Annotated in this window: 20 protein-coding genes, 1 tRNA gene and 2 pseudogenes; 12 read left to right on the top strand and 11 right to left on the bottom strand. The window is 73.8% G+C overall.

Features of this window, described 5'->3' with window-relative positions; translation table 11 throughout:
- Positions 1 to 2: 2 nt before the first annotated feature.
- The 3 genes and pseudogenes from ACZ38L_RS08455 to ACZ38L_RS08445 all read right to left on the bottom strand — a co-directional run.
- A complete protein-coding gene (locus tag ACZ38L_RS08455) occupies positions 3 to 1247 on the bottom strand; it encodes an FUSC family protein (RefSeq protein WP_465690503.1) in 1245 nt (414 codons plus the stop codon).
- 131 nt (positions 1248 to 1378) lie between these two features.
- Positions 1379 to 1451 (bottom strand) — tRNA-Arg (locus ACZ38L_RS08450).
- Positions 1452 to 1808: 357 nt separating this feature from the next.
- Positions 1809 to 2230, bottom strand: a pseudogene (locus ACZ38L_RS08445) (nitrite reductase (NAD(P)H)); the annotation flags it as partial.
- Between ACZ38L_RS08445 and ACZ38L_RS08440 the strand changes: the two are divergent.
- A complete protein-coding gene (locus tag ACZ38L_RS08440) occupies positions 2162 to 2890 on the top strand; it encodes a uroporphyrinogen-III synthase (protein WP_465690501.1) in 729 nt (242 codons plus the stop codon). The pseudogene ACZ38L_RS08445 and the gene ACZ38L_RS08440 overlap by 69 nt on opposite strands.
- Before the next feature lie 363 nt (positions 2891 to 3253).
- Here the strand turns inward: ACZ38L_RS08440 and ACZ38L_RS08435 are convergent, their stop codons facing one another.
- Positions 3254 to 3757, bottom strand: coding sequence for a cupin domain-containing protein (locus ACZ38L_RS08435; RefSeq protein ID WP_465690499.1), 504 nt, complete (start codon positions 3755 to 3757; stop codon positions 3254 to 3256).
- A 233-nt stretch (positions 3758 to 3990) separates the two neighbouring features.
- Between ACZ38L_RS08435 and ACZ38L_RS08430 the strand changes: the two genes are divergently transcribed.
- A complete protein-coding gene (locus tag ACZ38L_RS08430) occupies positions 3991 to 5679 on the top strand; it encodes a hydrogenase maturation protein (protein WP_465690497.1) in 1689 nt (562 codons plus the stop codon).
- 3 nt (positions 5680 to 5682) lie between these two features.
- On the opposite strand, the pseudogene ACZ38L_RS08425 reads toward ACZ38L_RS08430, so the two are convergent.
- Positions 5683 to 6398: pseudogene (locus tag ACZ38L_RS08425) on the bottom strand (cytosine permease); the annotation flags it as partial.
- A 205-nt stretch (positions 6399 to 6603) separates the two neighbouring features.
- Here ACZ38L_RS08425 and ACZ38L_RS08420 point away from each other — a divergent pair.
- Together ACZ38L_RS08420 and ACZ38L_RS08415 are read left to right on the top strand one after the other, a co-directional pair.
- The gene (locus ACZ38L_RS08420; RefSeq protein WP_465690495.1) at positions 6604 to 7479 is read left to right on the top strand and encodes a formyltransferase family protein; all 876 of its coding nucleotides are present in this window, start codon (positions 6604 to 6606) and stop codon (positions 7477 to 7479) included.
- 389 nt (positions 7480 to 7868) lie between these two features.
- Positions 7869 to 8681, top strand: coding sequence for a polyprenol monophosphomannose synthase (locus ACZ38L_RS08415; protein ID WP_465690492.1), 813 nt, complete (start codon positions 7869 to 7871; stop codon positions 8679 to 8681).
- A 69-nt stretch (positions 8682 to 8750) separates the two neighbouring features.
- On the opposite strand, the gene ACZ38L_RS08410 is transcribed toward ACZ38L_RS08415, so the two are convergent.
- Positions 8751 to 11258, bottom strand: a complete 2508-nt coding sequence (locus ACZ38L_RS08410) for a hypothetical protein (protein WP_465690490.1) — start codon at positions 11256 to 11258, stop codon at positions 8751 to 8753.
- Between the two features lie 286 nt (positions 11259 to 11544).
- Here ACZ38L_RS08410 and ACZ38L_RS08405 point away from each other — a divergent pair, with 286 nt between their 5' ends.
- The 5 genes from ACZ38L_RS08405 (at position 11545) to ACZ38L_RS08385 (ending at position 14185) form a co-directional block, all read left to right on the top strand.
- Complete coding sequence (locus tag ACZ38L_RS08405) at positions 11545 to 12306, top strand: GOLPH3/VPS74 family protein (protein WP_465690488.1); 762 nt, start codon at positions 11545 to 11547, stop codon at positions 12304 to 12306.
- A 404-nt stretch (positions 12307 to 12710) separates the two neighbouring features.
- On the top strand, positions 12711 to 13568 hold the full coding sequence (locus tag ACZ38L_RS08400; protein WP_465690486.1) for a helix-turn-helix domain-containing protein: 858 nt from the start codon (positions 12711 to 12713) through the stop codon (positions 13566 to 13568).
- Positions 13565 to 13777, top strand: a complete 213-nt coding sequence (locus ACZ38L_RS08395) for a DUF397 domain-containing protein (protein ID WP_396558205.1) — start codon at positions 13565 to 13567, stop codon at positions 13775 to 13777. Before ACZ38L_RS08400 ends, ACZ38L_RS08395 begins: the two co-directional genes overlap by 4 nt.
- A 112-nt stretch (positions 13778 to 13889) precedes the next feature.
- On the top strand, positions 13890 to 14048 hold the full coding sequence (locus tag ACZ38L_RS08390; protein WP_465690610.1) for a tyrosine-protein phosphatase: 159 nt from the start codon (positions 13890 to 13892) through the stop codon (positions 14046 to 14048).
- The gene (locus ACZ38L_RS08385) at positions 14021 to 14185 is read left to right on the top strand and encodes a tyrosine-protein phosphatase (protein WP_465690608.1); all 165 of its coding nucleotides are present in this window, start codon (positions 14021 to 14023) and stop codon (positions 14183 to 14185) included. Before ACZ38L_RS08390 ends, ACZ38L_RS08385 begins: the two co-directional genes overlap by 28 nt.
- 54 nt (positions 14186 to 14239) lie before the next feature.
- Here the strand turns inward: ACZ38L_RS08385 and trxA are convergent, their stop codons facing one another.
- The 3 genes from trxA to ACZ38L_RS08370 form a co-directional block, all read right to left on the bottom strand.
- The gene (gene trxA / locus ACZ38L_RS08380) at positions 14240 to 14566 is read right to left on the bottom strand and encodes a thioredoxin (RefSeq protein ID WP_465690483.1); all 327 of its coding nucleotides are present in this window, start codon (positions 14564 to 14566) and stop codon (positions 14240 to 14242) included.
- Between the two features lie 14 nt (positions 14567 to 14580).
- Entirely contained in the window at positions 14581 to 14994 is a 414-nt protein-coding gene (locus ACZ38L_RS08375; protein ID WP_465690481.1) for a MerR family transcriptional regulator, read from the bottom strand.
- 70 nt (positions 14995 to 15064) lie between these two features.
- On the bottom strand, positions 15065 to 17641 hold the full coding sequence (locus tag ACZ38L_RS08370; RefSeq protein WP_465690479.1) for a bifunctional FO biosynthesis protein CofGH: 2577 nt from the start codon (positions 17639 to 17641) through the stop codon (positions 15065 to 15067).
- 194 nt (positions 17642 to 17835) lie between these two features.
- On the opposite strand from ACZ38L_RS08370, the gene ACZ38L_RS08365 reads away from it, so the two are divergent.
- Genes ACZ38L_RS08365 through ACZ38L_RS08355 form a run of 3 tightly spaced genes read left to right on the top strand, consistent with a single transcriptional unit; the run spans position 17836 to position 21015 of the window.
- Positions 17836 to 19110: a LolA family protein gene (locus ACZ38L_RS08365; RefSeq protein WP_465690477.1), complete on the top strand. Its 1275-nt coding sequence runs from the start codon at positions 17836 to 17838 to the stop codon at positions 19108 to 19110.
- A 17-nt stretch (positions 19111 to 19127) separates the two neighbouring features.
- Complete coding sequence (locus ACZ38L_RS08360) at positions 19128 to 20123, top strand: ABC transporter ATP-binding protein (RefSeq protein ID WP_465690606.1); 996 nt, start codon at positions 19128 to 19130, stop codon at positions 20121 to 20123.
- Positions 20110 to 21015, top strand: coding sequence for an ABC transporter permease (locus ACZ38L_RS08355; RefSeq protein ID WP_465690475.1), 906 nt, complete (start codon positions 20110 to 20112; stop codon positions 21013 to 21015). The genes ACZ38L_RS08360 and ACZ38L_RS08355 overlap by 14 nt, the downstream gene beginning before the upstream one ends.
- A gap of 18 nt (positions 21016 to 21033) precedes the next feature.
- On the opposite strand, the gene rarD is transcribed toward ACZ38L_RS08355, so the two are convergent.
- Both rarD and ACZ38L_RS08345 read right to left on the bottom strand, forming a co-directional pair.
- Positions 21034 to 22014 (bottom strand): EamA family transporter RarD, encoded by a 981-nt coding sequence (rarD, locus tag ACZ38L_RS08350; RefSeq protein WP_465690472.1) that lies wholly within the window; start codon positions 22012 to 22014, stop codon positions 21034 to 21036.
- A gap of 133 nt (positions 22015 to 22147) precedes the next feature.
- A complete protein-coding gene (locus ACZ38L_RS08345; RefSeq protein ID WP_465690470.1) occupies positions 22148 to 23038 on the bottom strand; it encodes an RNA polymerase sigma-70 factor in 891 nt (296 codons plus the stop codon).
- Positions 23039 to 23092: the final 54 nt, after the last annotated feature.

Raw genomic sequence — 23092 nt, 5'->3', positions numbered from 1 at the left:
CCTCAGCCCTCCGCACGCAGCGGACGACGCACCCGCCGCCGCCACCGCTCCCCCCGGGCCAGGCTGCGCAGCCGGCCGAACCGGGAGAACCGCTCCCGGTCGGCCACCGAGGCCCGGTCCAGTTCCTCCATCAGCCGCCGGGAGCGGTGCTCCAGGTCCAGCTCGTCCAGGATCCGGTCGAGCTCGGCCAGCAGCGAGCCGTGCAGCTGCCAGGCCTTGGGGTACTCCTGAACCTTCTGCAGCAGCAGCTGGGCCAGGTTCTCCCGGCTGGCGAGGGCGGCCGACAGCTCCGCGGCCAGCCGTTCCTCGGCCCCCTGGGCGTCCCGGCTCACCTGCGTGGTGACCAGCACGGCGAAGCTCACCATCGCCCCGCCGATGTGCGCGAGCAGCTCCTCCAGCGCCACCGAGACGTCCCCGGGGAAGAGCGGTTCGTCCGGCCCGCGCCGCTTGGCCAGGTCGGTGAGCGAACGGGCCAGCACCCGCACCACGACCACGCAGATCTCCAGGGTGTCCAGCCCGGTCCGGAGCACCAGCCGGGAGAGCAGGCCCTCCCGGATCCGCGGGTTCAGCCGCAGGCTGTCCTCGGCCTGCCGGAGCGCGGCGTCCACGTCGGCGACGGCCTGGTCGAGCCGGCGCGCCTCGTGCAGCCGGGCGGCGGCCCGTTCCACCGGGGTCGGACCGCCCAGCTCGTCGGCGATGCTCAGCAGCAGGTGGCGGGCCCGCCGGGCGAGGCCCTCGATCGACTCGTTCGCGGTGTCCACCCACACCGGTGGGGCGAACAGGAAGTTGAACAGCAGGCCCACCCCGGCCCCGATCAGCGTCTCCAGCACCCGGTCCCAGGCCTGCGAGGCCAGCCTGGTCACCCCGAGCACCAGCATCGCGCTGATCGCCACCTCGTTGACGAACTCGTCCACCCGCACGAAGTGACCGATCGTCAGCGCGGCCAGGATGATCAGCCCGAGGCTCCACCAGGAGAGCCCCACCACCGAGCTGAACCCGATCGCGATCAGCACCCCGACCACCACCGAGTTCACCCGCCGGATGCTGGTGGTCAGCGTGGAGTAGAGCGTCACCTGCACCACCAGCAGGGCGGTCAACGGCGCGGTCAGCGGCGCCGGCTCGTTGCTGAGCTGCAGCGCCACCACGTACGACAGGGTCGCCGCCACGGTCGCCCGCACCGTCTGCTCGACGACGGGCTCCCGCAGCCGGCGCCTCACCACTTCGATCACGTCACGACGTACCGGCATCCCCCTCTTCTTCCCGCCCGGCCGCCGTCACACCGGCGATGCCTCCCGCGACAACCCGGATGCGCCGCCCAACAGAAAGGCCACAGGCCCCGGCCCGACTGGGCGGAGGCCTGTGACCTGCGGTTTCACTGTGCCCCAGGCAGGATTCGAACCTGCGACACCGGCTTTAGGAGAGCCGTGCTCTATCCCCTGAGCTACTGAGGCGGGGGCCTGTCGAGAACCTTGTCGGGAACCCAGCAGCGGGTCCCCGGCGAGGGTGAACAAACGCCCGGGTCAGACGGCGCGCCGACACCCTCGGCAGCTCGTGGAGGAGATGCCGTGCGGGCCGACAGCGGGATAGCCGACTGACCGATGACAGACTAGCGGATCGGGTCGCCCTGGAGGTCCCGTGGCTGCGGGGAGGGGTGGCTCCGCGCGCTTCCACGGCGCTGACCAGGGGGATCCGGGCCACCTCGGCGGAGCGGGCGGACCGGTTCCTCTGGCTCGGCCCGCTGCCGGGCTCCCTGGCCCGGCCGGTCGGCGGCCTGCCGGCCGACCGGCCGGCCGGGGCGGCGCCAGGACCACGTTCAGGGTGGGCCCGTCCTCGTCGGGACGGGCCGGACGAATCTGGTCGCGTTCCACGACGAAGCGCACGGTGGGGTCGGGCGTGCCCGGGGCGTTGGCGAAGGAGACGAACCGCCGCAGCCGCTCGGGGTCGGCCAGGGTGGCCCCCACTCGTCCCGGTGGGTCTCGACGTGGCGGTCCATCAGCTCGTCCAGCTCGGCGCGGATGCCGAGCACGTCGTCCACGACGACGGCTCGCGGGTGCTCCAGGCCGTCCTCGAGCCGCTCCAGCCAGGCGGCGGTCCGCTCCAGACGGTCGGCGGTGCGGATGTAGAGCACCAGGAACCGGTCGATCGTGCGGACCAGGGTGTCGTGGTCGAGGTCGGCGGCCAGCAGGTCGGCGTGGCGCGGGGTCATGCCACCGTTGCCGCCTACGTCACGGCTTCGGCCGCCGCCCTGCGCGAGCGCGGCGCCGAGGTGATCGAGGTGCCGGTCCACCGCTGGGGCCCGCCCGAGGACCCGGTGGCGCTGCGGCGCCTGGTCGAGCAGACCGCGCGTCGCGAGCTGCACGCGGTCACCTTCACCAGCGCACCCGCGATCACCGCCTTCCTGGCCGCCGCGGACGGGCTGGGGCTGCGCCCACAGGTGCTGGACGGGCTGCGCGGGGACGTGCTCCCGGTCTGCGTCGGCCCGGTCTGCGCCCGGCCGCTGGCCGACCTGGCGGTGCCCACGCTCTGCCGGGAACGCGGCCGCCTCGGCGCCATGGTCCGCGCCATCGAGCAGGCACTGCCCGCCCGCAACCGGCGCGAACTGCGCACCGGAGCGCACCACCTGACGCTCCAGGGCAACGCGGTGCAGATCGACGCCGAGCCCGCGCTCTGGCTGGCGCCGCTGCCCGCCGCCCTCCTGCGCACGCTGGCCGAGCGGCCCGGCCGGGTGCTCAGCCGCGCCGAACCGCTGCGCCGGGCCCGGGCGGGCGGCCAGGCCGACGAGCACGCGGTGGAGGCGGCGATCGCCCGGCTGCGCGGAGCGCTCGGCCACCACGCCGCCCTGGTGCGGACGGTACCCAAACGCGGCTACTGCCTGGCTGCGGCGCCATGACGTCCGCCTCCACCGAACGGCCGCCCGCCCTGCTCGCCACCGCGCACGGCACCCACGAGCCCGAGGGCACCGCCGCCTGCCGGGCCGCCCGAAGCGGTCCGCGCTCTTCGCCCCGGGCCGTGCGCGGACCTCGCCCACCTCGAACGGCAGCGCACACCGGAGCGCAGCCATCAACCACATCGGGACGCACGGCGCGCGGCTGGCGCGGTGCGCTTCCCGCGATGCGAACACCACCCTCAGGCAACACAGCTTCCCCGCCGGCGACCCTGGAGCACTGAACGCACGGCACCAGGCACGACACCGCCCGGCGTCCGCCGTCCTCCGGACGGGTCGGCGGCCGCCGGGCACCGTCACAGGGGCCCGTCAGTCCGTCGCCAGCCGCTCCCCGCAGCGGCTGCAGTACACGGGGGCGACACCGTCGGGCACCGCGCCGCACCCGGGGCAGACCTGATGGAGCCAGCAGGCGGCCTCACCGCCCTCGTCGTCCACGGGTGCGACCCGTCCGGCGCCCTGAACGGCCAGGCCGGGACGCCGCCGGTGGACGGTGAGGTAGACCAGCCCGTCGGACCCGGCGCGCAGGCCGCGCCGGGCGGCGCACGGCAGCCAGGCCAGGGCGCCGACCCCGAGCGGCACCGTCCGCGCACCGTCGAGCAGGGTCCCGTCGCCCGCCACGACGAGCAGGAGCACGTCCAGGTCGTTCTCCCGGTGCTCGTCCACGACGGCGCCGGCGGGCAGGCGGATCAGGTTGGCGTCGAGCTGCCGGGCGGGCTCGGTGAGTCTCCACAGTGCGCCGCGCTGCTCCGGGCCGGCCTCGGCGACGCACTCGCTCAGGTCCGCCAGCAGGCGCGGCGTGTTGGTGGGGGGCATCGTCTGGATCCTTTCCGACATCATCCGGTCGCCCGGTCCGGCGCCGTCCGGGTCATCGTCGTCCGCACGCCCGGCTCGCCGTGGGCAGGGCAAGTCTGGGCCCTCGGACGGAACCCTGCGCCGATCGGGCGACTCCCGGGCGAGCGTTCGCGCTTCCCCGCCACCTCGGCGTGATGATCGCTGGCGGCCGGGCCCGCCGCCTCCCCCGTGCGCCGGGCGGCCGGGAGGAAGCCGTGCGGATCCTGCTCGTCGCGAGCGCGTTCAACAGCCTGACCCAGCGGGTCTTCGTCGAGCTGCGCGACCGCGGCCATCGGGTCGGCGTCCAACTGGCCCTGGACGACGACGCGCTGCGGGAGGCCGTGCGGCGGCACGCGCCCGAGCTGATCCTGGCGCCGATGCTGAAGACCGCGATCCCCGCCGACCTGTGGTCCGCGCACCGCTGTCTGATCGTGCACCCCGGGCCGGTCGGCGACCGCGGCCCGTCCTCGCTCGACTGGGCCCTGCACGAGGGCGCGCGGCAGTGGGGCGTGACCGTCCTGCAGGCCGACGCGGTGATGGACGGCGGGGACGTCTGGGCGAGCGTGCCCTGCGCCGTCCCCGAGGAGGTCGGCAAGAGCGACCTCTACCGGGGCGAGATCTCCGACGCCGCGCTGGAGGCCGTCCTGCTCGCCGTCGACCGCGTCGACACCGGCGACCACGTGCCGCGGCGCCAGGCGGAGCTGCCGGCCGCCGGCCGCACCCGGCCGTACTTCGCGCAGAGCCTGCGCCGGATCGACTGGCGGCTGGACGGGACGGCGGCGGTGCTGCGCACGCTGCGCGGCGCGGACTCGCAGCCGGGCGTCCTGGACGAACTGTGCGGCGCCGAGTGGTTCCTGCACGGCGGCCATCCCGAGGACCGACTGCGCGGGCGCCCCGGCGACCTGCTGGCCACCCGGGCCGGCGCCGTCTGCCGCGCCACCGCCGACGGCGCGGTGTGGATCCCCGAGCTACGGGCCCGCAAGCTCCCCGGCGGCCGGCCCGGCACCAAGCTTCCGGCCACCCTGGCCCTCGGCGAGCGGCTGCCGGAGCTGCCCGAGCTCCCCGCACGGCCGGCGGACGACGGCGGCTGGACGGACATCCGCTACCAGGAGCGCGGAGCGGTCGGCGTGCTGCGCTTCGACTTCCCCGGCGGCGCGATGAGCACGGACCACTGCCGGCGCCTGCTCGCCGCCTACGTCCGCGCGTGCGACCGTCCGACCTCGGTGCTGGTGCTCGGCGGCGGCCGGGGATTCTTCTCCAACGGCATCCACCTCAACGTGATCGAGTCCGCCGCCGACCCGGCCGAGGAGTCCTGGGCCAACATCAACGCGATGGACGACCTGGTCGAGGCCGTCCTGACCACCACCGACCGCCTCACCGTCGCGGCCCTCGGCGGCAACGCCGCCGCCGGCGGCGTGATGCTGGCGCTGGCAGCCGACGAGGTGTGGTGCCGCGCGGGCGTCGTCCTCAACCCGCACTACCGCCTGATGGGCCTCTACGGCTCGGAGTACTGGACCCACACCCTGCCGCGCCGGGTCGGCGCGGGCACCGCGCGGCGGCTGATCCAGGAGGCGCTGCCGGTGAGCGCGACGGCCGCGCACCGCCTGGGCCTGATCGACCGGACCATCGACTGCGCGCCCTCGGACTTCCCCGCACGGGCGCGCGCACTGGCCGCGCGCCTGACCGCCCTGCCGGCCGCCCAGGAGCGGATCGCGGCGAAGAAGGCGCGCCTGGCGGACGAGCACGCCGTCAAGCCGCTGGCCGCCTACCGCGAGGAGGAACTCACCCGGATGCGGGCCGTCTTCTTCGACCTCGGGGCGCCCTACCACGCCCTGCGCCGGGCCTTCGTCCGCAAGGAACGACCGGTCCGCACCCCGGACCACCTCACCCCGTCCTGGGGCTGACGGTCAGTCGACCGCGCTGGTGGCGGCCGGGGCCGGGGTGGGGACCGACGGGAGGGGGTGGCCGGCACGGCCACGGCTGTTGCGGGACAGGGGCAGGTAGAGCACGGCCGCGACGGCACCGGAGAGCAGGAAGCTGACGTCGATCCCGCCGGTCAGGCGCAGCAGCGGGCCCTGGTAGACCAGAAGTGTCCACCGAGCAGAGGCCGACCGCGCTGCCGACCGTCCGGGCGACCGTCGCGGGCACGTTCCAGCCCGCCCGGTACCAGTAGACGCCGCCGCGGGTGCGCTGGCTGAGCACCTGCAGCGAGGCCCGGTCGTAGTCGCCCCGGCAGCGTCGGAAGCCGGTCAGGGTGATCACCGCCCAGGGGGTGCCGATCGCGGTCAGCACCAGGACGAAGGAGGTCACCGCGTCCTGCGCGTTCCACACGAAGTGGCCGAGGAAGACCAGCGCGGTGGCCATCGCCACGACCACGTAGGTGGCCTGTAGCCGGGTGGCCCGGGGCAGGATGGCGTCCCATGCCGTAGAGCATCAGGCCGGTGTTGCCGGCGCTCCCGAGCAGGCCGTTGACCAGCAGCAGCGGCAGGAACCAGACCGGCGAGCCGGCCAGCAGGACGGTCACGTAGTCCTGGCCGGCGCCGGTGGCGACCGCGGTGAAGGTGCCGAACAGCTGCGGGATCAGCAGGCCGAGGAAGAGGCCGCCCGCGGTCGCCCGGAGCACCCCCGGGGGCGGGCCGCCGGCCGACATCCCCGGAACGTCCACAGCCCCGGTGGACGGCTCCGGAGGAGCTGCGCGAAGGTCCGAACCCGCCGGTAACCCCCGGATCGACCTTCACTCGTTCGGCGGTATCCCGGCGGCGCCCCGGCGATCCGTCCACGGAAGGTGGGGAGGAGGTCGTCGCCCCGGAGCACCGAGGGAGCCCCCGATGCGGATAACCGTCTGCGCCAGCCAGGACCTGCCCGCCTGCCTGGCCCTCAACCGCCTGGTGCCAGCCCTCTCGGGCCACCACGTGCAGGTGCTGCTCTCGCACCTCGCCCCACCGCCGGAGACCGCGCACGGACCGCTCGCCCGACTGCGGGCCTTCGAGCGGGACGTGCCGAACGAGGTGCTCTTCCCCGCCCTGGACCGCGCACCGGAGCCGCCCGGGCGCACGCTCACCTTCCACCACCTCAGCCGCCGGCACGGGTTCCCGCTGCACCCGGTCCGGCAGATCAACGCCGGCGACGGGCTGGGCCTGCTGGAGTCGTTCCACCCCGACCTGGTGGTCGCGATCCGCTTCGGCCACCCGTTCCGGGCTCCGGCGCTGCGGGTGCCCCAGCTCGGCACGGTCCAGCTGCACGCGGGCGAACTTCCGCGCCACGCGGGCCCGTTCGGGCCGTTCCGGGCGCTGCTGGAGGGGGCCTCCTCGCTCGGCTGCCCGGTGCACCTGGTGGACGGCGAGCGGGTGGACAGCGGCCCGCTGCTGGCCATGCCCCGGCTCCCGGTGGACCAGCGGCACTCGCTCGCCTGGCACGTGGTGCACGCCTACCCGCTGGGGGTGCAGGCGCTGCTGGAGTGCCTGGGCCGGATGGCCGCGGGCGAGCTGCTGCCGGTCCGGCCGCAGTACGGGCCGCGGCACCTCCAGGGGCTACCGGGGGAAGTCGAGCTGGCCGACTTCTCGGAGCGTGGCTGGCGCCTGGTCGACCCCTCGGACTACGCCGACTTCCTGCGCCCGTTCGCCTCCCCCGACCCCGAGCCGCACGCCACCCCGAGCGGCTACGGCCCGGCCGCCCCGGCGACCGCCACCGAGGCACTCGGCTGACGCTTATCGGATGTTGATCAGCGCTCGCTAGCGTCCCGGCATGAGCGAAACGATCACCACTGACCTGGACAACTTCGTCCTCCTGCTGGAACGCCTCAAGGACTCGCTGGCCGCCGACCTCGCCGCCGACCCGCCCGCCGCCGCCCGCACCGAGGGCTGACCGCGGGCGGCCGTCGCGCACCGTGGCCGCCCGGTACCCCTCCGGTGCCCGGCTAACGGCGGGGGTCCTCGGGTCGCTACCATCGGCCTTGGTGATGAGCCGTACCAGTACGTCCCGGCGGACCTGACCGGGGTCCCTGCGAGCGGTCTTCACTCCGACCGGCCAACATGATCGTGGGCTGACGGTGTCGCCCCCGGTGCACAGGACCGGTGGCGAGAGATGAGACGCGATGCCGTGTCCAGGGGGACGCGGCGCAAACCCGAAAGGCTCGTACGTGACTGCGCCCCAGGAGCACTCCTTCGCCGACCTCGGCAAGGTGCTGGTCATCATCCCGACCTACAACGAGGCCGAGAACGTCGAGAGGATCGTCTCGCGGGTCCGGACCGCCGTCCCCGAGGTGCACGTCCTCGTCGCCGATGACAACAGCCCCGACGGCACCGGCGAGATGGCCGACAAGATCGCCGAGCGCGACGGCCACGTCCACGTCATGCACCGCAAGGGCAAGGAGGGCCTCGGCGCGGCCTACCTGGCCGGCTTCCGCTGGGGCATCGACAACGGCTACGACGTGCTGGTCGAGATGGACGCGGACGGCTCCCACCAGCCCGAGGAGCTCTACCGGCTGCTGACCGCGCTGCGCGGTGCCGACCTGGTGCTCGGCTCCCGCTGGGTGCCCGGCGGCAAGGTGGTGAACTGGCCGAAGTCGCGCCTGCTGCTCTCCCGCGGCGGCTCCACCTACTCGCGCCTGATGCTCGGCGTGCCGATCCGGGACGTCACCGGCGGCTACCGCGCGTTCCGCAAGGAGACCCTGCTGGGCCTGGGCATGGACGAGGTCGCCTCGGCCGGCTACTGCTTCCAGGTCGACCTGGCCTGGCGCACGGTGCGGGCCGGTTTCAAGGTCGCCGAGGTCCCGATCACCTTCGTCGAGCGCGAGCACGGCGCTTCCAAGATGAGCCGCAACATCGTCTTCGAGGCACTGGCCCGGGTCACCGCCTGGGGCCTGTCGGCCCGGATGGAGAAGCTCACCGGGAAGAAGAAGCGGTAACCCGCTCCCGGACGGCCGCGGGCCCCCCACGCTTCGGCGTGCGGGGCCCACGGCGTTCGCGCGGGGTGCTCAGAGCGCCCGGGTCAGCCGGGACATGATCGACGGCGGTGCGAGGTCGCGCTGCAGCGCCACCGGGATCTGGAGCTTCTGGTCACCGTCACCGACGGTGATGGTGCCGACCTGGGTGCCGGCCTTGGCCTGGTGGCCGATCCCGCCGGACTGGCTCAGCGCGAGGGTCACCGTGACGCCGGCGAACCCGGTGGCCGTGACGTCCTTGGTGGCCACCAGCGGCACCTTGTCGCCCAGGCCGTCGTCCAGGTAGCCGACCACGTCGCCCTGCTTGGCCAGCACCTGGCCGGTCACCGCCTTCTGCCCGGCCGCGATGACCGGGGCGCTGGCGAACTGGGCCGCCGTCAGGATGGTCTGGCTGCCGGTCGGCTGCTGACCGAGGGTCACCCCGAGGATCAGCTGCTTGGTGCCGTTCACGTCCTTGGTGGCGGCCCACATCAGGCAGCTGCCGGACGGCGTGCTGGAACCGGTCTTGGTGCCGATGATCCCGTTCTGCGGGCTCAGCAGGTAGTTGGTGTTGAAGATCCGGGTGCCGTTGATGGTGGTGTCGGGTTCGGCCACGATCTGTCGGAACACGTCGTTCTTCATCACCTGCTCGGCCAGCTTGAGCTGGTCCTGCGCGGTGCTCTTGGTGTTCGGGTTGTAGCCCGCCGCGTCGGCGTAAGTGGTGTTGCTCATACCGAACTTGGCCGCCTGGGCGTTCATCTTCTGGACGAACGCCTGCTCCGAGCCGGCGTCCCAACGGGCCAGCAGGCGCGCGATGTTGTTGGCGGAGGGGAGCATCAGCATCTCCAACGCCTCGTACTGGCTGATCTGTTCGCCCTCGGTGACCTTCGCGGTGGACTGGTCGGCGTCGCCGGACTCGTCCGCGGCGGCCTTGTCGACCGTGAGCATCGGACCGGTCTCGCCCTTCTTGAGCGGGTGGTCCTGCAGGATGATGTAGGCGTTCATCACCTTGGTGACGCTGGCGATCGGAGCCGGGGTCTCGGGGCCCGAACTGCCCAGGCTGCCCACCCCGACCACCTCGGCGGCGGCCTGACCGGCGGTCGGCCAGGGCAGCGTGGGCTGGGCACCCGCGAAGGTGTACGAGGTGGACAGGCTCATCCGGGTCTTGGCGGCCGGCAGCGGGCGCAGCAACTGGGCGACCACCACGACGCCGAGCACGAATCCGACAAAGACCGTCCAGATGGTGATCCGCTTGAGCGCACGGCGCAGCGGGGAGACCGGACGGGCGCTGAGGGCGGCGAGCACCTCCATCGCCTCGTTGGTGGTCTCCGGGACGGGCGGCGGGGAGGCCGGCGCGGCGGCGGGGCGGGCGGCCCAGCTGGGCGCGGCGGAGCCGACGGCCACCGGCTCGCGCTCGACGGCGGGCTTGCCGGCGTCGGGCTTGGGGGTGTCGGCGTCGGGCTTGGGCTTGCCGGCGTCGGGCTTGGGCTTGCCGGCGTCGGGCTTGGGCTTGCCGGCGTCGGGCTTGGGGGTGTCGGGCTTGGGCTTGCCGGCGTCGGGCTTGGGGGTGTCGGTGTCGGGCTTGGGGGTGTCGGTGTCGGGGTCGGCTTCGGGCTCGGGGTCGGCTTCGGGCTCGGCGGACTCCTTGGACTTGGCGGGCGCCGGGCGGCTGAGCAGCATGGTGCGATCGCGGGCCGGAGACTCCTCCCCCTCGGACTCCCCGTCCTCGCCCTCGGACTCCGCGCCCTCGTGATCCTCGGCGACCTCGGCGGCCTTGGCGGGCGCCCGGCGGCTGAGCAACATGGTCCGGTCCCGGGTCGGAGGCTCCTCCTTTTCGGGGGCGTCCTCGCCCTCGCCCTCATCCTCGGCCTCGTCAGGCTCGGCGGACGCCGGGCGGGTGAGCAACATGGTGCGGTCGCGGGCCGGAGGCTCCTCCCCCTCGGACTCCGCCTCCTCGTCCTCGCCCTTTTCGCCCTCTTCCTCCGCCTCGTCATCTGCGGTGTCCCGGATCGCGATACGCGGGTCCGCTGGGCGGACGGGCCCGGGCACCTCGACGGTCAGCTCGTCGTCGGCCGCCTCGACGTCCTCCTCCGTGGCCTCCGCCTCCGCCGGCTCCTCAGGCTCCTCGGAATCGTCGGTCGCCGCGGATTCGGCGGGCTCCTCGGAATCGTCGGTCGCCGCGGGCTCGGCGGGCTCGGCGGGCTCGTCAGCCTCCGCCGACTCCTCGTCAGCCCCCTCGGCCTCGGGCTCAGGCGCGGCCTCGGCCTCAAGCTCCGCCGCCGACTCCGCCTCGGACTCCTCGGACTCCTCGGGCTCCGTGCCTCCCTCGAGCGCCCCGGCCTCCTCAGCCTCCTCGGCTTCCTCGGCTTCCTCGGCTTCCTCAACCCCCTCGGGCTCGGTCGGGGTCCGTAGGAACGTCGTCCGCTGGTCCGCTTCGCGGACACGGAGTTGGACGGTCGAGCCACGCGGCCCCCCGGCCCGCTCGCCCGCCACTGCCGCGGCATCCTCCGTCGGCAGCTCCCGCTCCCCGTCGTGCCGCACCTTCTCCGGGGCCTCGCCCACGTATCCCGACCTCCTCATGCGCTCCGCGGGGCTCCCGCCGCCGCCCGTACACCGGTACAGTCTCCGCCACCGGAGCCTGATCGCCGTCGTCACACCCCGTCCGACCGGCAGTTTTTCCGTATGATCGGCCTATCCCCCGCAGTGACGTCCTCCGCTCGACCCCTGGTTCCCCGCGCAACGGGCCCCCTCCCCGCGGTTCCCGTCGCAAGGTCACGATTCGGAGGCGTACTCGACAAGTCCGTGTGAGAGGCGTCACTCTGTCATTCATCCACGCGGGGAGGCTTGGATGGGCAAGAGCCGCAGAACAATTCCCGAGGAACTCTTGCTGCTCGCACTGGACCCGACCACGGGTACCACGGCGCAGCCGCAGACCCTCGACCTCGGACTCGCCGGGGCACAGCTCGTCGAGCTGTCCCTGGCTGGACGGATAGTCCCGGACGGGGACCGGATCGCCGTGGTGCTGCCGCGGCCGACCGGTGACCCGACCCTGGACCACGCCCTGGAGCTGCTGCGCCGTCGCGGCAGCCCGGTGCGTGCCGCGCACTGGATCGGCGGGCCCCGACTGGGGCTGCGGCAGACCTATCTGGCGCACCTGGAACGGTGCGGGATGGTCGCCGCGGTGCCGGGCCAGGTGTGCGGGGTCCTGCCGACGACGCGTTACCAGGCGTCGGACGACTGCACCAACGCTGCCATCAAGCAGCGGCTCGACACCGCGATCCGCACCGGCGTCCCGCCGGATCCCAGAACGGCCGCCCTGGCCGCGCTGGCACACGCGGTGGGCCTCGGGAAGCACCTCTATCCCGGCAACGAGGGCCGGTCCTCACGGTCCCGCCTGCGGGACCTGATCCGCTACGACCCGCTCGGCGGGATGGTCGCCCACGCCGTCATGGACGTGCAGAACGGCCTTCCGGCCCAGCAGAGCCGTACCGGCGGACGGGCTCCGGCGGCGCGCAACGGCGCGGAGCCGGCCGGGCGGCCCAGGACGGCGGCCGCGCCCGGACCGTTGGGCGGCGCCCGCGGCTCGGCCGGCCCGGTCGGCGTGCGCTGACCGACCGGCACCGGCCAGGCGGCCCGCAGGGCGCGCCACGGGGTGCGCGCCACCGGTGCGCACCCGGCCGGACGGCGCCGGACCACCGTTTCGCGCCACGCGGCACGGCCGGGCCCCGGGACGAACGGGGCGGTCGCACCCGGCACCCGCCGGGGCGCCCGCCCCGTCGGCGTACCCGTCCGGGCCCAACGCTCCGCATACGGACCGCATATCAGCTCGGACACCAATAGTGCAAGTCATCCCGGACAGGTCGGGCAAATCCCCGGCGGCGACCTGACTCGGGATGACATGCTGCTGAGAGCCAGGGGGTTGGCACGAACACCGAAGCAGTCCGAGGCAGCAGGAAGGACCCGCCACTCCTGTCGCGTACAGCCCGTACACCAGAGGTACCGCCGGAGGTCGATGTGTCCGCCAGCATCAATCCCACTGTCCGTCGCAGGAGACTGGGCGCCGAGCTGCGCCGCCTGCGCGAGAGCAAGGGGATGACCGCCGAGGAGGTGGCCGGCCGGCTGATGGTCTCCCAGTCGAAGATCAGCCGGCTGGAGAACGGCCGCCGCAGCATCAGCCAGCGCGATGTCCGCGACCTGTGCGACGTCTACAACGTGGACGACGCCCGGATGCGCAACAGCCTGATGGAGATGGCCCGGGAATCCCGGCAGCGCGGCTGGTGGCACGAGTTCGGGGACATCCCGTACAGCGTCTACATCGGCCTGGAGGCGGAGGCCTCCTCGATCCGCGCCTACGAGTCCTCGTTCGTGCCCGGGCTGCTGCAGACCCGGGAGTACGCCGAGGCGGTGGTGACGGGCACCCAGCCGGACACCGAGGCCGACGCGATCCGCCGCCGGGTCGAGGTGCGGCTCAAGCGGCAGGACCGGCTCACCGGCGAGGACCGGTTCGCCAGCTTCTGGTCCGTCATAGACGAGGCGGTGCTGGCCCGGGAGGTCGGCGGCAAACCGGTGATGTCCGACCAGATGGCCCGACTACTGGAGGTCGGCGAGCAACCCAACGTGACCATTCAGGTGATCCCGTTCGTGCACGGCGCGCACCCCGGGATGACCGGGACATTCTCCCTGATGGAGTTCCCGGAGTCCGCCGATTCCACCGTCGTCTACTTCGAAGGTGTGACGAGCGACCTCTATCTGGAGAAGGACGTGGACGTCCGCCGCTATACCGGTCTCTATGACCACCTGCGGGCCGCGGCGCTGAGCGTCGTCGAGTCCCGGGCGTTGATAGTCAACTATGCGGAGGCGTACCAGAGATGAGCACCAAGACCCTGACCGTCGACCCGGCCTGGCGCAAGAGCAGCCACAGTGGCGGCAACGGCGCTTGCGTGGAGGTCGCGGTCCCGGCGTCCAGCACGGTCGCGGTCCGCGACTCAAAGGACCCTGAGGGTCCGCAGTTGCGCTTCTCGCCCACCGCCTGGGCCGCCTTCGCGATCGCCGCGGGCGCCGGGGAGTTCGGGGCGGCTTGAGTCCGGAGGCCACCCGTCCGGCCCGGGGGCGGGCCCGGCGGGTGGCCTCCGGCACCGCAACTAATTCAACAGCACGGCCGGCAAGGACCGCACCGGCTGGGCCAGTGCGGTCCTGCTCACCGCGCTCGGCCTGCCGCGGGACACCGTCATGGCCGACTACCTGGCCAGCAACACCTACCGGGCCGCTCAGAACGCGGCCACCCTGGCCCAGCTGCCCCCGGCTACCAGGCCGTCTACAAGCCGCTGCTGGCCGCCGACCCGGCGTACCTGAGCGCCGGCTTCGCGCAGGTGCGGCAGAGCTTCGACTCCTTCGACAGCTACCTGGAGCAGGGCCTCGGCCTGGACCTGCGCGACCTGCGCGACCTGCGCGACCTGCGCGACCTGCGCAGCCAGCTGCTGGTCGGCTGACCCCGGACTCGGGGCGGGGACCGGCGAATCCGGTCGGCCCCCGCCCGCACCGGCTCACACCACGTCGGCGAGGTCCCGCAGCAGCCGGGCCTTGGCCCGCGCCCCCACCATCGACTTCACCGGCTCGCCGCCGCGGAACACCATCAGGGTCGGCATCGACAGCACCCCGTAGGCCGCCTGGGTCTCCGGGTTGCGGTCCACGTCCAACGTCACCACCTTGAGCCGCCCCGCCTCCTCCTCCGCCAGCTCGGCCAGCACCGGCGCGATCATCCGGCACGGCGCGCACCAGTCCGCCGTGAAGTCCACCAGGACCGGCCCGTCCGCCGCCAGCACCTCCGCCGCGAAGGTCCGGTCGGTCACCTCTGCCACGTTCCCCGCCATCGCCGTACGTCCTCTCACTCGCCCTCGGGTGTCAGCTCGCACCGGGGCCCGGCGGTGCCGGCCGCCAGCTCCGCGCTGGCCCGCTCGGCGCTGGCCAGCTGGGCGGCGACCCGCTCGCGGACCTCGCCCAGCCGGGCCAGGCAGGCGTCCAGCTCGGCCAGCTTGCGGCGGTAGACCACCAGCGAGGCCGGGCAGGAGTCGCCGGCCGGGTAGCCGGCCCGCAGGCACTCCACGAACGGGCGGGTGTCCTCCAGCTCGAAGCCGAAGTCCTGCAGCAGCCTGATCTGCCGCAGCAGGTCGAGGTCCGCCTCGTCGTAGCTGCGGTAGCCGTTCCCGGTGCGCCGAGCGGTCAGCAGGCCGCGCGACTCGTAGTAGCGCAGCGTGCGGGTGGTCGTCCCGGCCCGCTCGGCCAGCTCTCCGATCCGCATGGCGTCCTCCCTCTGCTCGGTGCTCCGACGCTAGACCTTGCCGTCGGCGTCAACGCCAGCGCGCGGCGGATCAGTCCAGTACCGGCAGCAGCTTCGGCAGGTGGCCGTCCGAGGCGAGGGCGGCGGCCCGGCGCTCGGGCGGGACCTCCCCGTAGAGGGTGGTGCGCTGGCGGGACGGGCGCCCGGCGGCGGTCGCGATCGCCTCCAGGTCGCGGACCGACTTGTAGCTGCCGTAGGCCGAGCCGGCCATCCGCGAGATGGTCTCCTCCATCAGCGTGCCGCCCAGGTCGTTGGCGCCGCTGCGGAGCATCTCGGCGGCGCCCTCCGCGCCCAGCTTCACCCAGCTGGTCTGGATGTTGCGGATGTGCGGGTGCAGCAGCAGCCGGGCCATCGCCACCACCACCCGGTTGTCGCGCGCGGTCGGGCCGGGCCGGGCGATCCCGGCCAGGTAGACCGGCGCGTTGGTGTGGATGAACGGCAGCGTGACGAACTCGGTGAAGCCCCCGGTGCGCTGCTGGATCCCGGCCAGCAGGCGCAGGTGACCGAGCCAGTGCGCGGGGGTGTCCACGTGGCCGTACATCATCGTCGAGGAGGAGCGCAGGCCCAGCTCGTGGGCGGTGCTGACGACCTCGACCCAGGTGGCGGCCGGCAGCTTGCCCTTGGTGAGCACCCAGCGGACCTCGTCGTCCAGGATCTCGGCGGCGGTGCCCGGGATGCTGTCCAGGCCGGCCTCCTTGGCCCGCTGCAGCCAGTCCCGGATCGACAGGCCGGTCCGGGTGGCGCCGTTGACCACCTCCATCGGCGAGAAGGCGTGCACGTGCATGCCGGGCACCCGCTCCTTCACCGCGCGGGCGATGTCGAAGTAGGCGGTGCCGGGCAGGTCCGGGTGGATCCCGCCCTGCATGCACACCTCGGTGGCACCGACCTCCCAGGCCTGCGCGGCCCGGTCGGCCACCTGGTCGAGCGACAGGGTGTAGGCGTCGGCGTCGGTGCGGCGCTGGGCGAAGGCGCAGAACCGGCAGCCGGTGTAACAGACGTTGGTGAAGTTGATGTTCCGGGTGACGCAGTAGGTGACGGTGTCGCCGACGGCGTCGCGGCGGACCGCGTCGGCGATCGCGCAGAGCGCGTCCAGCGCCGGGCCGTCGGCGTGCAGCAGGGCCAGCGCCTGCTGGTCGGTCAGCCGGGTGGGGTCGTCCGCGGCCGTCGCGAGGGCGGACCGGAGGTCACCGTCGATCCGCTCCGGCGCCATCGCCCGGACCTGCTCGCGCAGCGCCTCCCAGTCGCCGTAGACCTCCTCGAAGTCGGCCCGGCGGTCGGCGGATCTGCCCTCGGTGTCGATGGTCCGGTGCAGGTCGGTACGGCCGGCGGCGGCCGGCAGCTGCTCCGGCTCCTGCCAGCGCAGGCCGACCGGCCGGGCCTCCTCCCGGGCCAGCAGGGTCTCCGGGTCGACCAGCGCCTCGACGTGCGGCCGCAGCCGCGGGTCCAGCCAGGGCTCGCCGCGCTTCAGGAACTCCGGATAGATGGTCAGCCGCTCGCGCAGCTGGAAGCCCTGGGCCGCGGTCAGCTCGGCCAGTCGCTCGATCTGCGGCCAGGGGCGCTCCGGGTTGACGTGGTCGGGGGTGAGCGGGGAGACACCGCCCCAGTCGTCGATGCCGGCGCCGATGATCAGCGGGTACTGGTCGTCCACCAGGTTCGGCGGCGCCTGCACCCGGGCGGACGGGCCGAGCACCACCCGGGTGACCGCGATCGTCGCGGCCAGCTCCTCGAGTTCGGCGTCCGGCACGTCGCGCATCGCGGTGTCCGGCTTGGCCCGGAAGTTCTGGATGATCACTTCCTGGACGCCCTGGTACTGCCGGGCGATCCGGCGGATCGCGAAGATCGACTCGGCGCGCTCCAGGTGGGTCTCGCCGATGCCGATCAGCAGCCCGGTGGTGTACGGGACGGCGCTGCGCCCGGCGTCCTCCAGCGCCCGGAGCCGGACGGCCGGCTCCTTGTCCGGGGAGCCGTGGTGCGGGCCGGAGGGCTCGGACCAGAGCCGGGTCGCGGTGGTCTCCAGCATCATCCCCATCGAGGGCGAGACCGGCTTCAGGCGCTGGAAGTCGGTCCAGCTCAACACGCCCGGGTTGAGGTGCGGCAGCAGGCCGGTCTCCTCCAGGATCCGCACCGAGATCGCCCGGACGTAGGCGATGGTGTCGTCGTAACCGTGCGCGTCCAGCCACTCGCGGGCCTCCGACCAGCGGTCCTCGGGCCGGTCGCCGAGCGTGAACAGGGCCTCCTTGCAGCCCAGTTCAGCGCCCCGGCGGGCGATGTCCAGCACCTCGTCGGGGGACATGTAGAGCCCGTGGCCGTCCCGCCGCAGCTTGCCGGGCACGGTGACGAAGGTGCAGTAGTGACAGCGGTTGCGGCAGAGCCGGGTGAGCGGGACGAACACCTTCTTGGAGTAGGTGATGATCCCTGACCGGCCGACCGCCGCCAGGCCCGCGTCGCGCAGCCGGGAGGCGGTCGCGCAGAGGTCGCCCAGGTCGTCCCCCCGGGCCTGCAGCAGCACGGCGGCCTCGGCGGTGTCCAGCGCGACCCCGTCGCGGGCCCGGCGCAGGGCCCGGCGCATGGCGGTGGCGGTCGGCGGGGCGGGGCGGGTGGAGTCCATGGCCAGACCCTAGCCCAGCGGGAGGACGCCCGTACGCCGGGAGGAGGACCCCTCCCCCACCGCGACCCTGAGACCGGGTCAGGGTCGGATGCCCCCGGAGATGTACCGAGTCTTGGACCCGTGGGGCGATGCCGTGAACGGGCGGCTGCCATCTAATGGAGTGAGATCAGCGGAATGCCGACGGAGGGCGGGACATGACGCAGTACGCGGGGTTCGAGGACTTCGAGGACGCGGAGACCGGCCAGGTCTTCCACGCCCGGCGGCGTACGGCCGTCCGGGTGCTGGTGCCGGTGGCCATCGCGGCGGTGGCGGCGACCGGCATCGGTCTGGTACCGGCGCTGGCCGACTCCGGCGCACCAGCGCTGCCGCAGCTGACGGCCCAGCAGCTGGTGGCCAAGGCACTGAGCGGCGGTGCCCAGCAGCTGAGCGGGACGGTCCAGGTCTCCGCCGACCTCGGCATCCCCGCCGAGCTGCTGGACGCGGCGGGCCACGGTGGCGCGGCGGCCGCCGTGACGGGCACCGCGGGCGCGGCCGGCGGCAGCGGCCAGGCCCAGCAGGGCGACAACGCGGCCGCCGCCTCACCGGAGTCCCGGCTGACCACCCTGTTGGCCGGCGACCACACCCTGCGGGTCTCGGCGGACGGCCCGGACCGGCAGCGGGTGGCCCTGGTCGAGAGCCTGGCCGAGTACGACCTGATCCACAACGGCGACCAGCTCTGGGCCTGGGACAGCGCGAGCGACCAGGCGGTGCACCTGACGGCCCCGCAGGACCACACCGCGCGGGACCACCGGCCGCAGCTCCCGACCAACCTGCCGACCACGCCCGCGCAGGCCGCCCAGCAGCTCCTCGCCGACTCCGCGAGCACCAGCACGGTCACCGTGGCCGCCACCACCACGGTGGCCGGGCGCAGCGCGTACCAGCTGAGCGTGAAGCCCAGGCAGGCCGGTTCCACCATCGGCGAGGTGCGGATCGCGGTGGACGCCGCCAACGGCACGCCGCTGGCCGTGGTGGCCACCTCGACCGGCGGCTCGACCGTGCTGGACGTCCACTTCAGCGACGTCTCGTTCACCGCGCCGGCCGCCAGTACCTTCACCTTCACGCCCCCGAAGGGCGCCAAGGTGACCGAGCAGCCGGCCGGTCCCGAGAAGCCGAGGACCGGTGGGAAGGCCGGGACCGGCGGCCACGGCGTGTCGGTCACCGGGACCGGCTGGACCACCGTGCTCTCGCTCCAGCTGCCCACCGACCAGACCGCCGAGGCGGTCACCGGCAACGACCGGGCCGGCCGGGCCAAGGGCCGTCACCAGGGCGTCCCGAGCGCCTCCGCGCTGGTCAAGTCGTTCGGCAAGCCGGTCGACGGCGGCACGCTGATCAGCACCAACGTGGTCAACGTGCTGATCACCAACGACGACCACGTGTACGCCGGCGCGGTCACCCTGCCGGTCCTCCAGGCCGCGGCCGGGGTGAAGTAGTGACCGGAGCTCCGCCGCTGGAGACCACGACGGGGGGCCGGGCGGCCGAGGCCGGCCCGGCCCCCGCCGGGGGTGCTCCGGTGATCCGTACCCGGGGGCTGACCAAGCGTTTCGCCGGCGGCCAGCTCGCCGTGGACGGGCTGGACCTGACGGTCCCGCGGGGCAGCGTCTTCGGCTTCCTGGGCCCCAACGGCTCGGGCAAGACCACCACCATCCGGATGCTGATGGGCCTGATCGCCCCGACCTCGGGCGTGGCGACGGTGCTCGGCGCCTCGATGCCGCAGTCGGTGGGCAGCGTGCTGCCCCGGGTGGGCGCGCTGATCGAGGGCCCGGCGCTGTACGGCTTCCTCTCCGGGCGGGACAACCTCGCCCGGTACGACGCCGCCGACCCGACCGCCGACCCGCGCACCCGGGGGCGCCGGATCGCCGAGGCGCTCGACCGGGTCGGCCTGACCGCGGCGGCCGGCAAGAAGGCCCGGGCCTACTCGCTCGGCATGAAACAGCGGCTCGGTCTCGCCTCGGCGCTGCTCCAGCCGCGCGAGCTGCTGGTGCTGGACGAGCCGACCAACGGCCTCGACCCGCAGGGCATGCGGGAGATCCGGGCGCTGGTCCGCGAGGTGGCGGCGGAGGGCACCACGGTCTTCCTCTCCTCGCACCTGTTGGACGAGATCGAGCAGGTGTGCACGCACGCCGCCGTGATGTCCAAGGGCCGGCTGGTGGTGCAGGGCACGGTCGCCGAGCTGGCCGCCCGGGCCAAGGGCCGGCTGGTGGTGCGCACCCCGGACACCGAGCGGGCCACCGAGGTGCTGGCCGCCCACCGGGTGACCGACCTGCGGGCCGGCGAGGGCCGGGTGGACGGCGAGGCGGCCGGCCCGGACGAGACCCTGCTGCCCGGGCTCTGCGCCGCACTGGTCGAGGCCGGGGTGCGGGTGCACGGCTTCGGCCTGGAGCGGGGCACGTTGGAGGACGCCTTCGTGGCGCTGACCGGGGAGGGTTTCGATGTCGCAGGTTGAGGCCGCGCCGACCGGGGCGGCCGAGCCGACCGCCGCCGCGCCGCCGGCCGGCCCTCGGCCGCAGACGGCGGCCGGGTTCCTGGCGCTGTTCGCCAGCGAGCTGCGGCTGACCTTCCGACGGACCAGGACGCTGGTCCTGCTGGGCTTCCTGGCCGCGCTGCCGGTGCTGATCGGCGTCGTGGTGAAGATGGAGACCGGCGGCACGCACGGCGGCGACGGCGGCCCGGCGTTCCTCGCCCAGGTCACCCAGAACGGCGTCTTCCTGACCTTCACCGCGCTGGCCGTCTCGCTGCCGGTCTTCCTGCCGATGACGGTGGGCGTGGTGGCCGGTGACGCGGTGGCCGGCGAGGCCGCCACCGGGACGCTGCGCTACCTGCTGGTGGCGCCGGCCGGGCGGAACCGGCTGCTGGCGGCCAAGTTCACCGCCGTACTGACGTTCTGCGCGGCGGCCACGGCGACGGTCTCGCTCGCCGCGCTGGCCACCGGCGCCGCGCTCTTCCCGGTGGGGCGGGTGACACTGCTCTCCGGCGACACCATCGGTCTGGGCCAGGCGCTGCTGCGGGCCCTGCTGATCGCCGTGGTGGTGGCGCTCTCGTTGTCCGGGCTGGCCGCGATCGGGCTCTTCGTCTCCACCCTGACCGGCAGCGGGATCGCCGCGATGGCGACCACGGTCGGCCTGGTGGTGATCGTCCAGGTGCTGGACAGCTTCCCGCAGCTGGCCGCGATCCAGCCCTGGCTCTTCACCCACCAGTGGCTGAGCTTCGCCGACCTGCTGCGACAGCCGATGTACTGGGACGGGGTACTGCGCGACCTCGGACTGCAGGCGCTCTACGTGGCCGTCTTCGGCTCGGCCGCCTGGGCCCGCTTCACCACCCGGGACATCACCGCCTAGGGGGCTGGTCCGGGGCCCTCAGCGGGTGACCGCCGGGGCGGCCCCGGCACCCTCGGCGGGCACCGCGCGGGCCGTCGCGCGCTCCGCCCTCACCCGGCGCAGCGCGTCCCAGCTGAGCACCGCCAGCGCGACCCAGACCAGGCCGAACCCGGCCCAGCGCTCCGGCGGCATCGACTCGTGGAAGTACGCGACCCCGATCGCGAACTGGAACACCGGCGCCAGGTACTGCAACAGCCCCATGGTGGAGAGCGGCACCCGGATCGCCGAGGCGCCGAAGCAGAGCAGCGGGATCGCGGTGATCAGACCGCTGAGCATCAGCAACGCGGTGTGGCCGGCACCGTGCCCGAAGGTGGTGTGACCGGTGCCGCCCAGGTAGAGCAGGTAGCCGAGCGCGAAGGGGAAGATGAAGGCGGTCTCCAGCGCGAAGCTCTCCGCGCCGCCCAGCCCGACCTGCTTCTTGAACAGGCCGTAGAGCGCGAAGGAGAACGCCAGGGTGAGCGCGATCCAGGGCAGCCGGCCGTAGCCCAGGGTCAGCACCACCACGGCGAGCCCGCCGATCCCGACGGCGACCCACTGCACCCGGCGCAGCCGCTCCTTCAGCACCAGCACGCCCAAGGCGATGGTGACCAGCGGGTTGATGAAGTAGCCCAGGCTGGTCTCGACGACGTGGCCGGAGTTCACGCCCCAGATGTAGGTGCCCCAGTTGATCGAGATCACCGCGGCGGCCGCGGCCGACATGGCGAGCCGGCGGGGCTGGCGCAGCATCGGCCGCAGCCAGGCCCAGCGCCGCTGGACGGTGAGGATCAGCAGCGCGACGACCAGCGACCAGACCATTCGATGGGCCAGGATCTCGCCGGAACCGCTGGGCTCCAGCAGCGGCCAGTAGAGCGGGAAGAGGCCCCACATCCCGTACGCGGCGGCGCCGAGCCAGAGGCCGCGGCCCTGCTCGTCACCGTCACGGGAGCGGCCGGGCGGCCGTCGGGACTCCTGCGTCGACATCGTGTCCCTCCCTGCTGACCGGCGCTGATCCGTGCCGACGGTAGCGGCCGCGAGCCACCGCTGTCATCTCCATAACCAGAGTTTGGTCATGACAGTGACGCCGGGTGACGGAGCGTGGCGACCCGGCCCCCGCTCATCCGGCCGACGGGCGCAGGCCCGCCAGCTTCTCCGGATTGAGCTGGGCCCGCAGCGCCTGGATCCGGCCGTCCACCAGGTCGAGGGTGAGCGCGCCGGCCGGCGCACCGCCGTACGAGAAGACCACGCCCAGCTGCCCGTTGACCTCGGCCGGCTCGGCCACGATCCCCTGCGCGGCGGGCTTGGCCAGCACCCCGAGCAGCCAGCGGGCCACGTGGTCGGGGCCGTACAGCGGGCGGCGGGCCGCGCTGACGATGCCGCCGCCGTCCGACCAGGCCACCACGTCCGGCGCGAGCAGCTCCAGGACGGCGGACAGGTCGCCGCCCGCGCAGGCGGCCATGAACCGTTCGGTGACCCGGCGGCGCTGCTCGGGATCGGTGTCGTAGCGCGGGCGCCGGTCCCGGACGTGCGCCTTGGCCCGGTGCGCGATCTGCCGCACCGCCGGCTCCGGACGACCCAGCACCTCGGCGATCTCGGCGTGCGCGTAACCGAACACCTCGCGCAGCACGAAGACCGCCCGCTCGACCGGCCCGAGCGTCTCCAGCACCACCAGCAGCGCGGTCGAGACCGAGTCGGCCCGCACCGCCTCCTCGGCGGTGTCCGGTGCGGTCAGCAGCGGCTCGGGCAGCCACGGCCCGACGTACGCCTCGCGGCGCAGCTGCGCCGACCGCAGCCGGTTGATCGCCAGGTTGGTCACCGCCTTGACCAGGTACGCCTTCGGGTTGGCGACCGACGCCCGGTCCACCGCGGACCACCTGAGCCAGGTGTCCTGGAGGATGTCCTCCGCCTCGGCCACGCTGCCGAGCATCCGGTAGGCCGTGCCGAAGAGCAGCCGGCGGTGCTGGAGGAACGGGTCGGTGGCGTCCTGAGCGGTCGCGGAGTCGATCACCCGTTCAGGCTGCCAGTCGACCCGGTGCCCGGCAAGCGGCTGCCGGGCACCGGG

It is taken from the genome of Kitasatospora sp. NPDC024654 (genome assembly GCF_055559155.1).
This window is presented reverse-complemented; position numbering and strand designations above follow the sequence as displayed.

Excerpts from the sequence above, each read along its gene's own strand:
- ACZ38L_RS08455 (WP_465690503.1), bottom strand. The coding sequence starts at position 1,247 with ATGCCGGTACGTCGTGACGTGATCGAAGTGGTGAGGCGCCGGCTGCGG.
- ACZ38L_RS08435 (WP_465690499.1), bottom strand. The coding sequence starts at position 3,757 with ATGCCCCCCACCAACACGCCGCGCCTGCTGGCGGACCTGAGCGAGTGC.
- ACZ38L_RS08420 (WP_465690495.1), top strand. The coding sequence starts at position 6,604 with ATGCGGATAACCGTCTGCGCCAGCCAGGACCTGCCCGCCTGCCTGGCC.
- ACZ38L_RS08415 (WP_465690492.1), top strand. The coding sequence starts at position 7,869 with ATGCCGTGTCCAGGGGGACGCGGCGCAAACCCGAAAGGCTCGTACGTG.
- ACZ38L_RS08405 (WP_465690488.1), top strand. The coding sequence starts at position 11,545 with ATGGGCAAGAGCCGCAGAACAATTCCCGAGGAACTCTTGCTGCTCGCA.
- ACZ38L_RS08395 (WP_396558205.1), top strand. The coding sequence starts at position 13,565 with ATGAGCACCAAGACCCTGACCGTCGACCCGGCCTGGCGCAAGAGCAGC.
- trxA (WP_465690483.1), bottom strand. The coding sequence starts at position 14,566 with ATGGCGGGGAACGTGGCAGAGGTGACCGACCGGACCTTCGCGGCGGAG.
- ACZ38L_RS08375 (WP_465690481.1), bottom strand. The coding sequence starts at position 14,994 with ATGCGGATCGGAGAGCTGGCCGAGCGGGCCGGGACGACCACCCGCACG.
- ACZ38L_RS08370 (WP_465690479.1), bottom strand. The coding sequence starts at position 17,641 with ATGGACTCCACCCGCCCCGCCCCGCCGACCGCCACCGCCATGCGCCGG.
- ACZ38L_RS08365 (WP_465690477.1), top strand. The coding sequence starts at position 17,836 with ATGACGCAGTACGCGGGGTTCGAGGACTTCGAGGACGCGGAGACCGGC.
- ACZ38L_RS08355 (WP_465690475.1), top strand. The coding sequence starts at position 20,110 with ATGTCGCAGGTTGAGGCCGCGCCGACCGGGGCGGCCGAGCCGACCGCC.
- rarD (WP_465690472.1), bottom strand. The coding sequence starts at position 22,014 with ATGTCGACGCAGGAGTCCCGACGGCCGCCCGGCCGCTCCCGTGACGGT.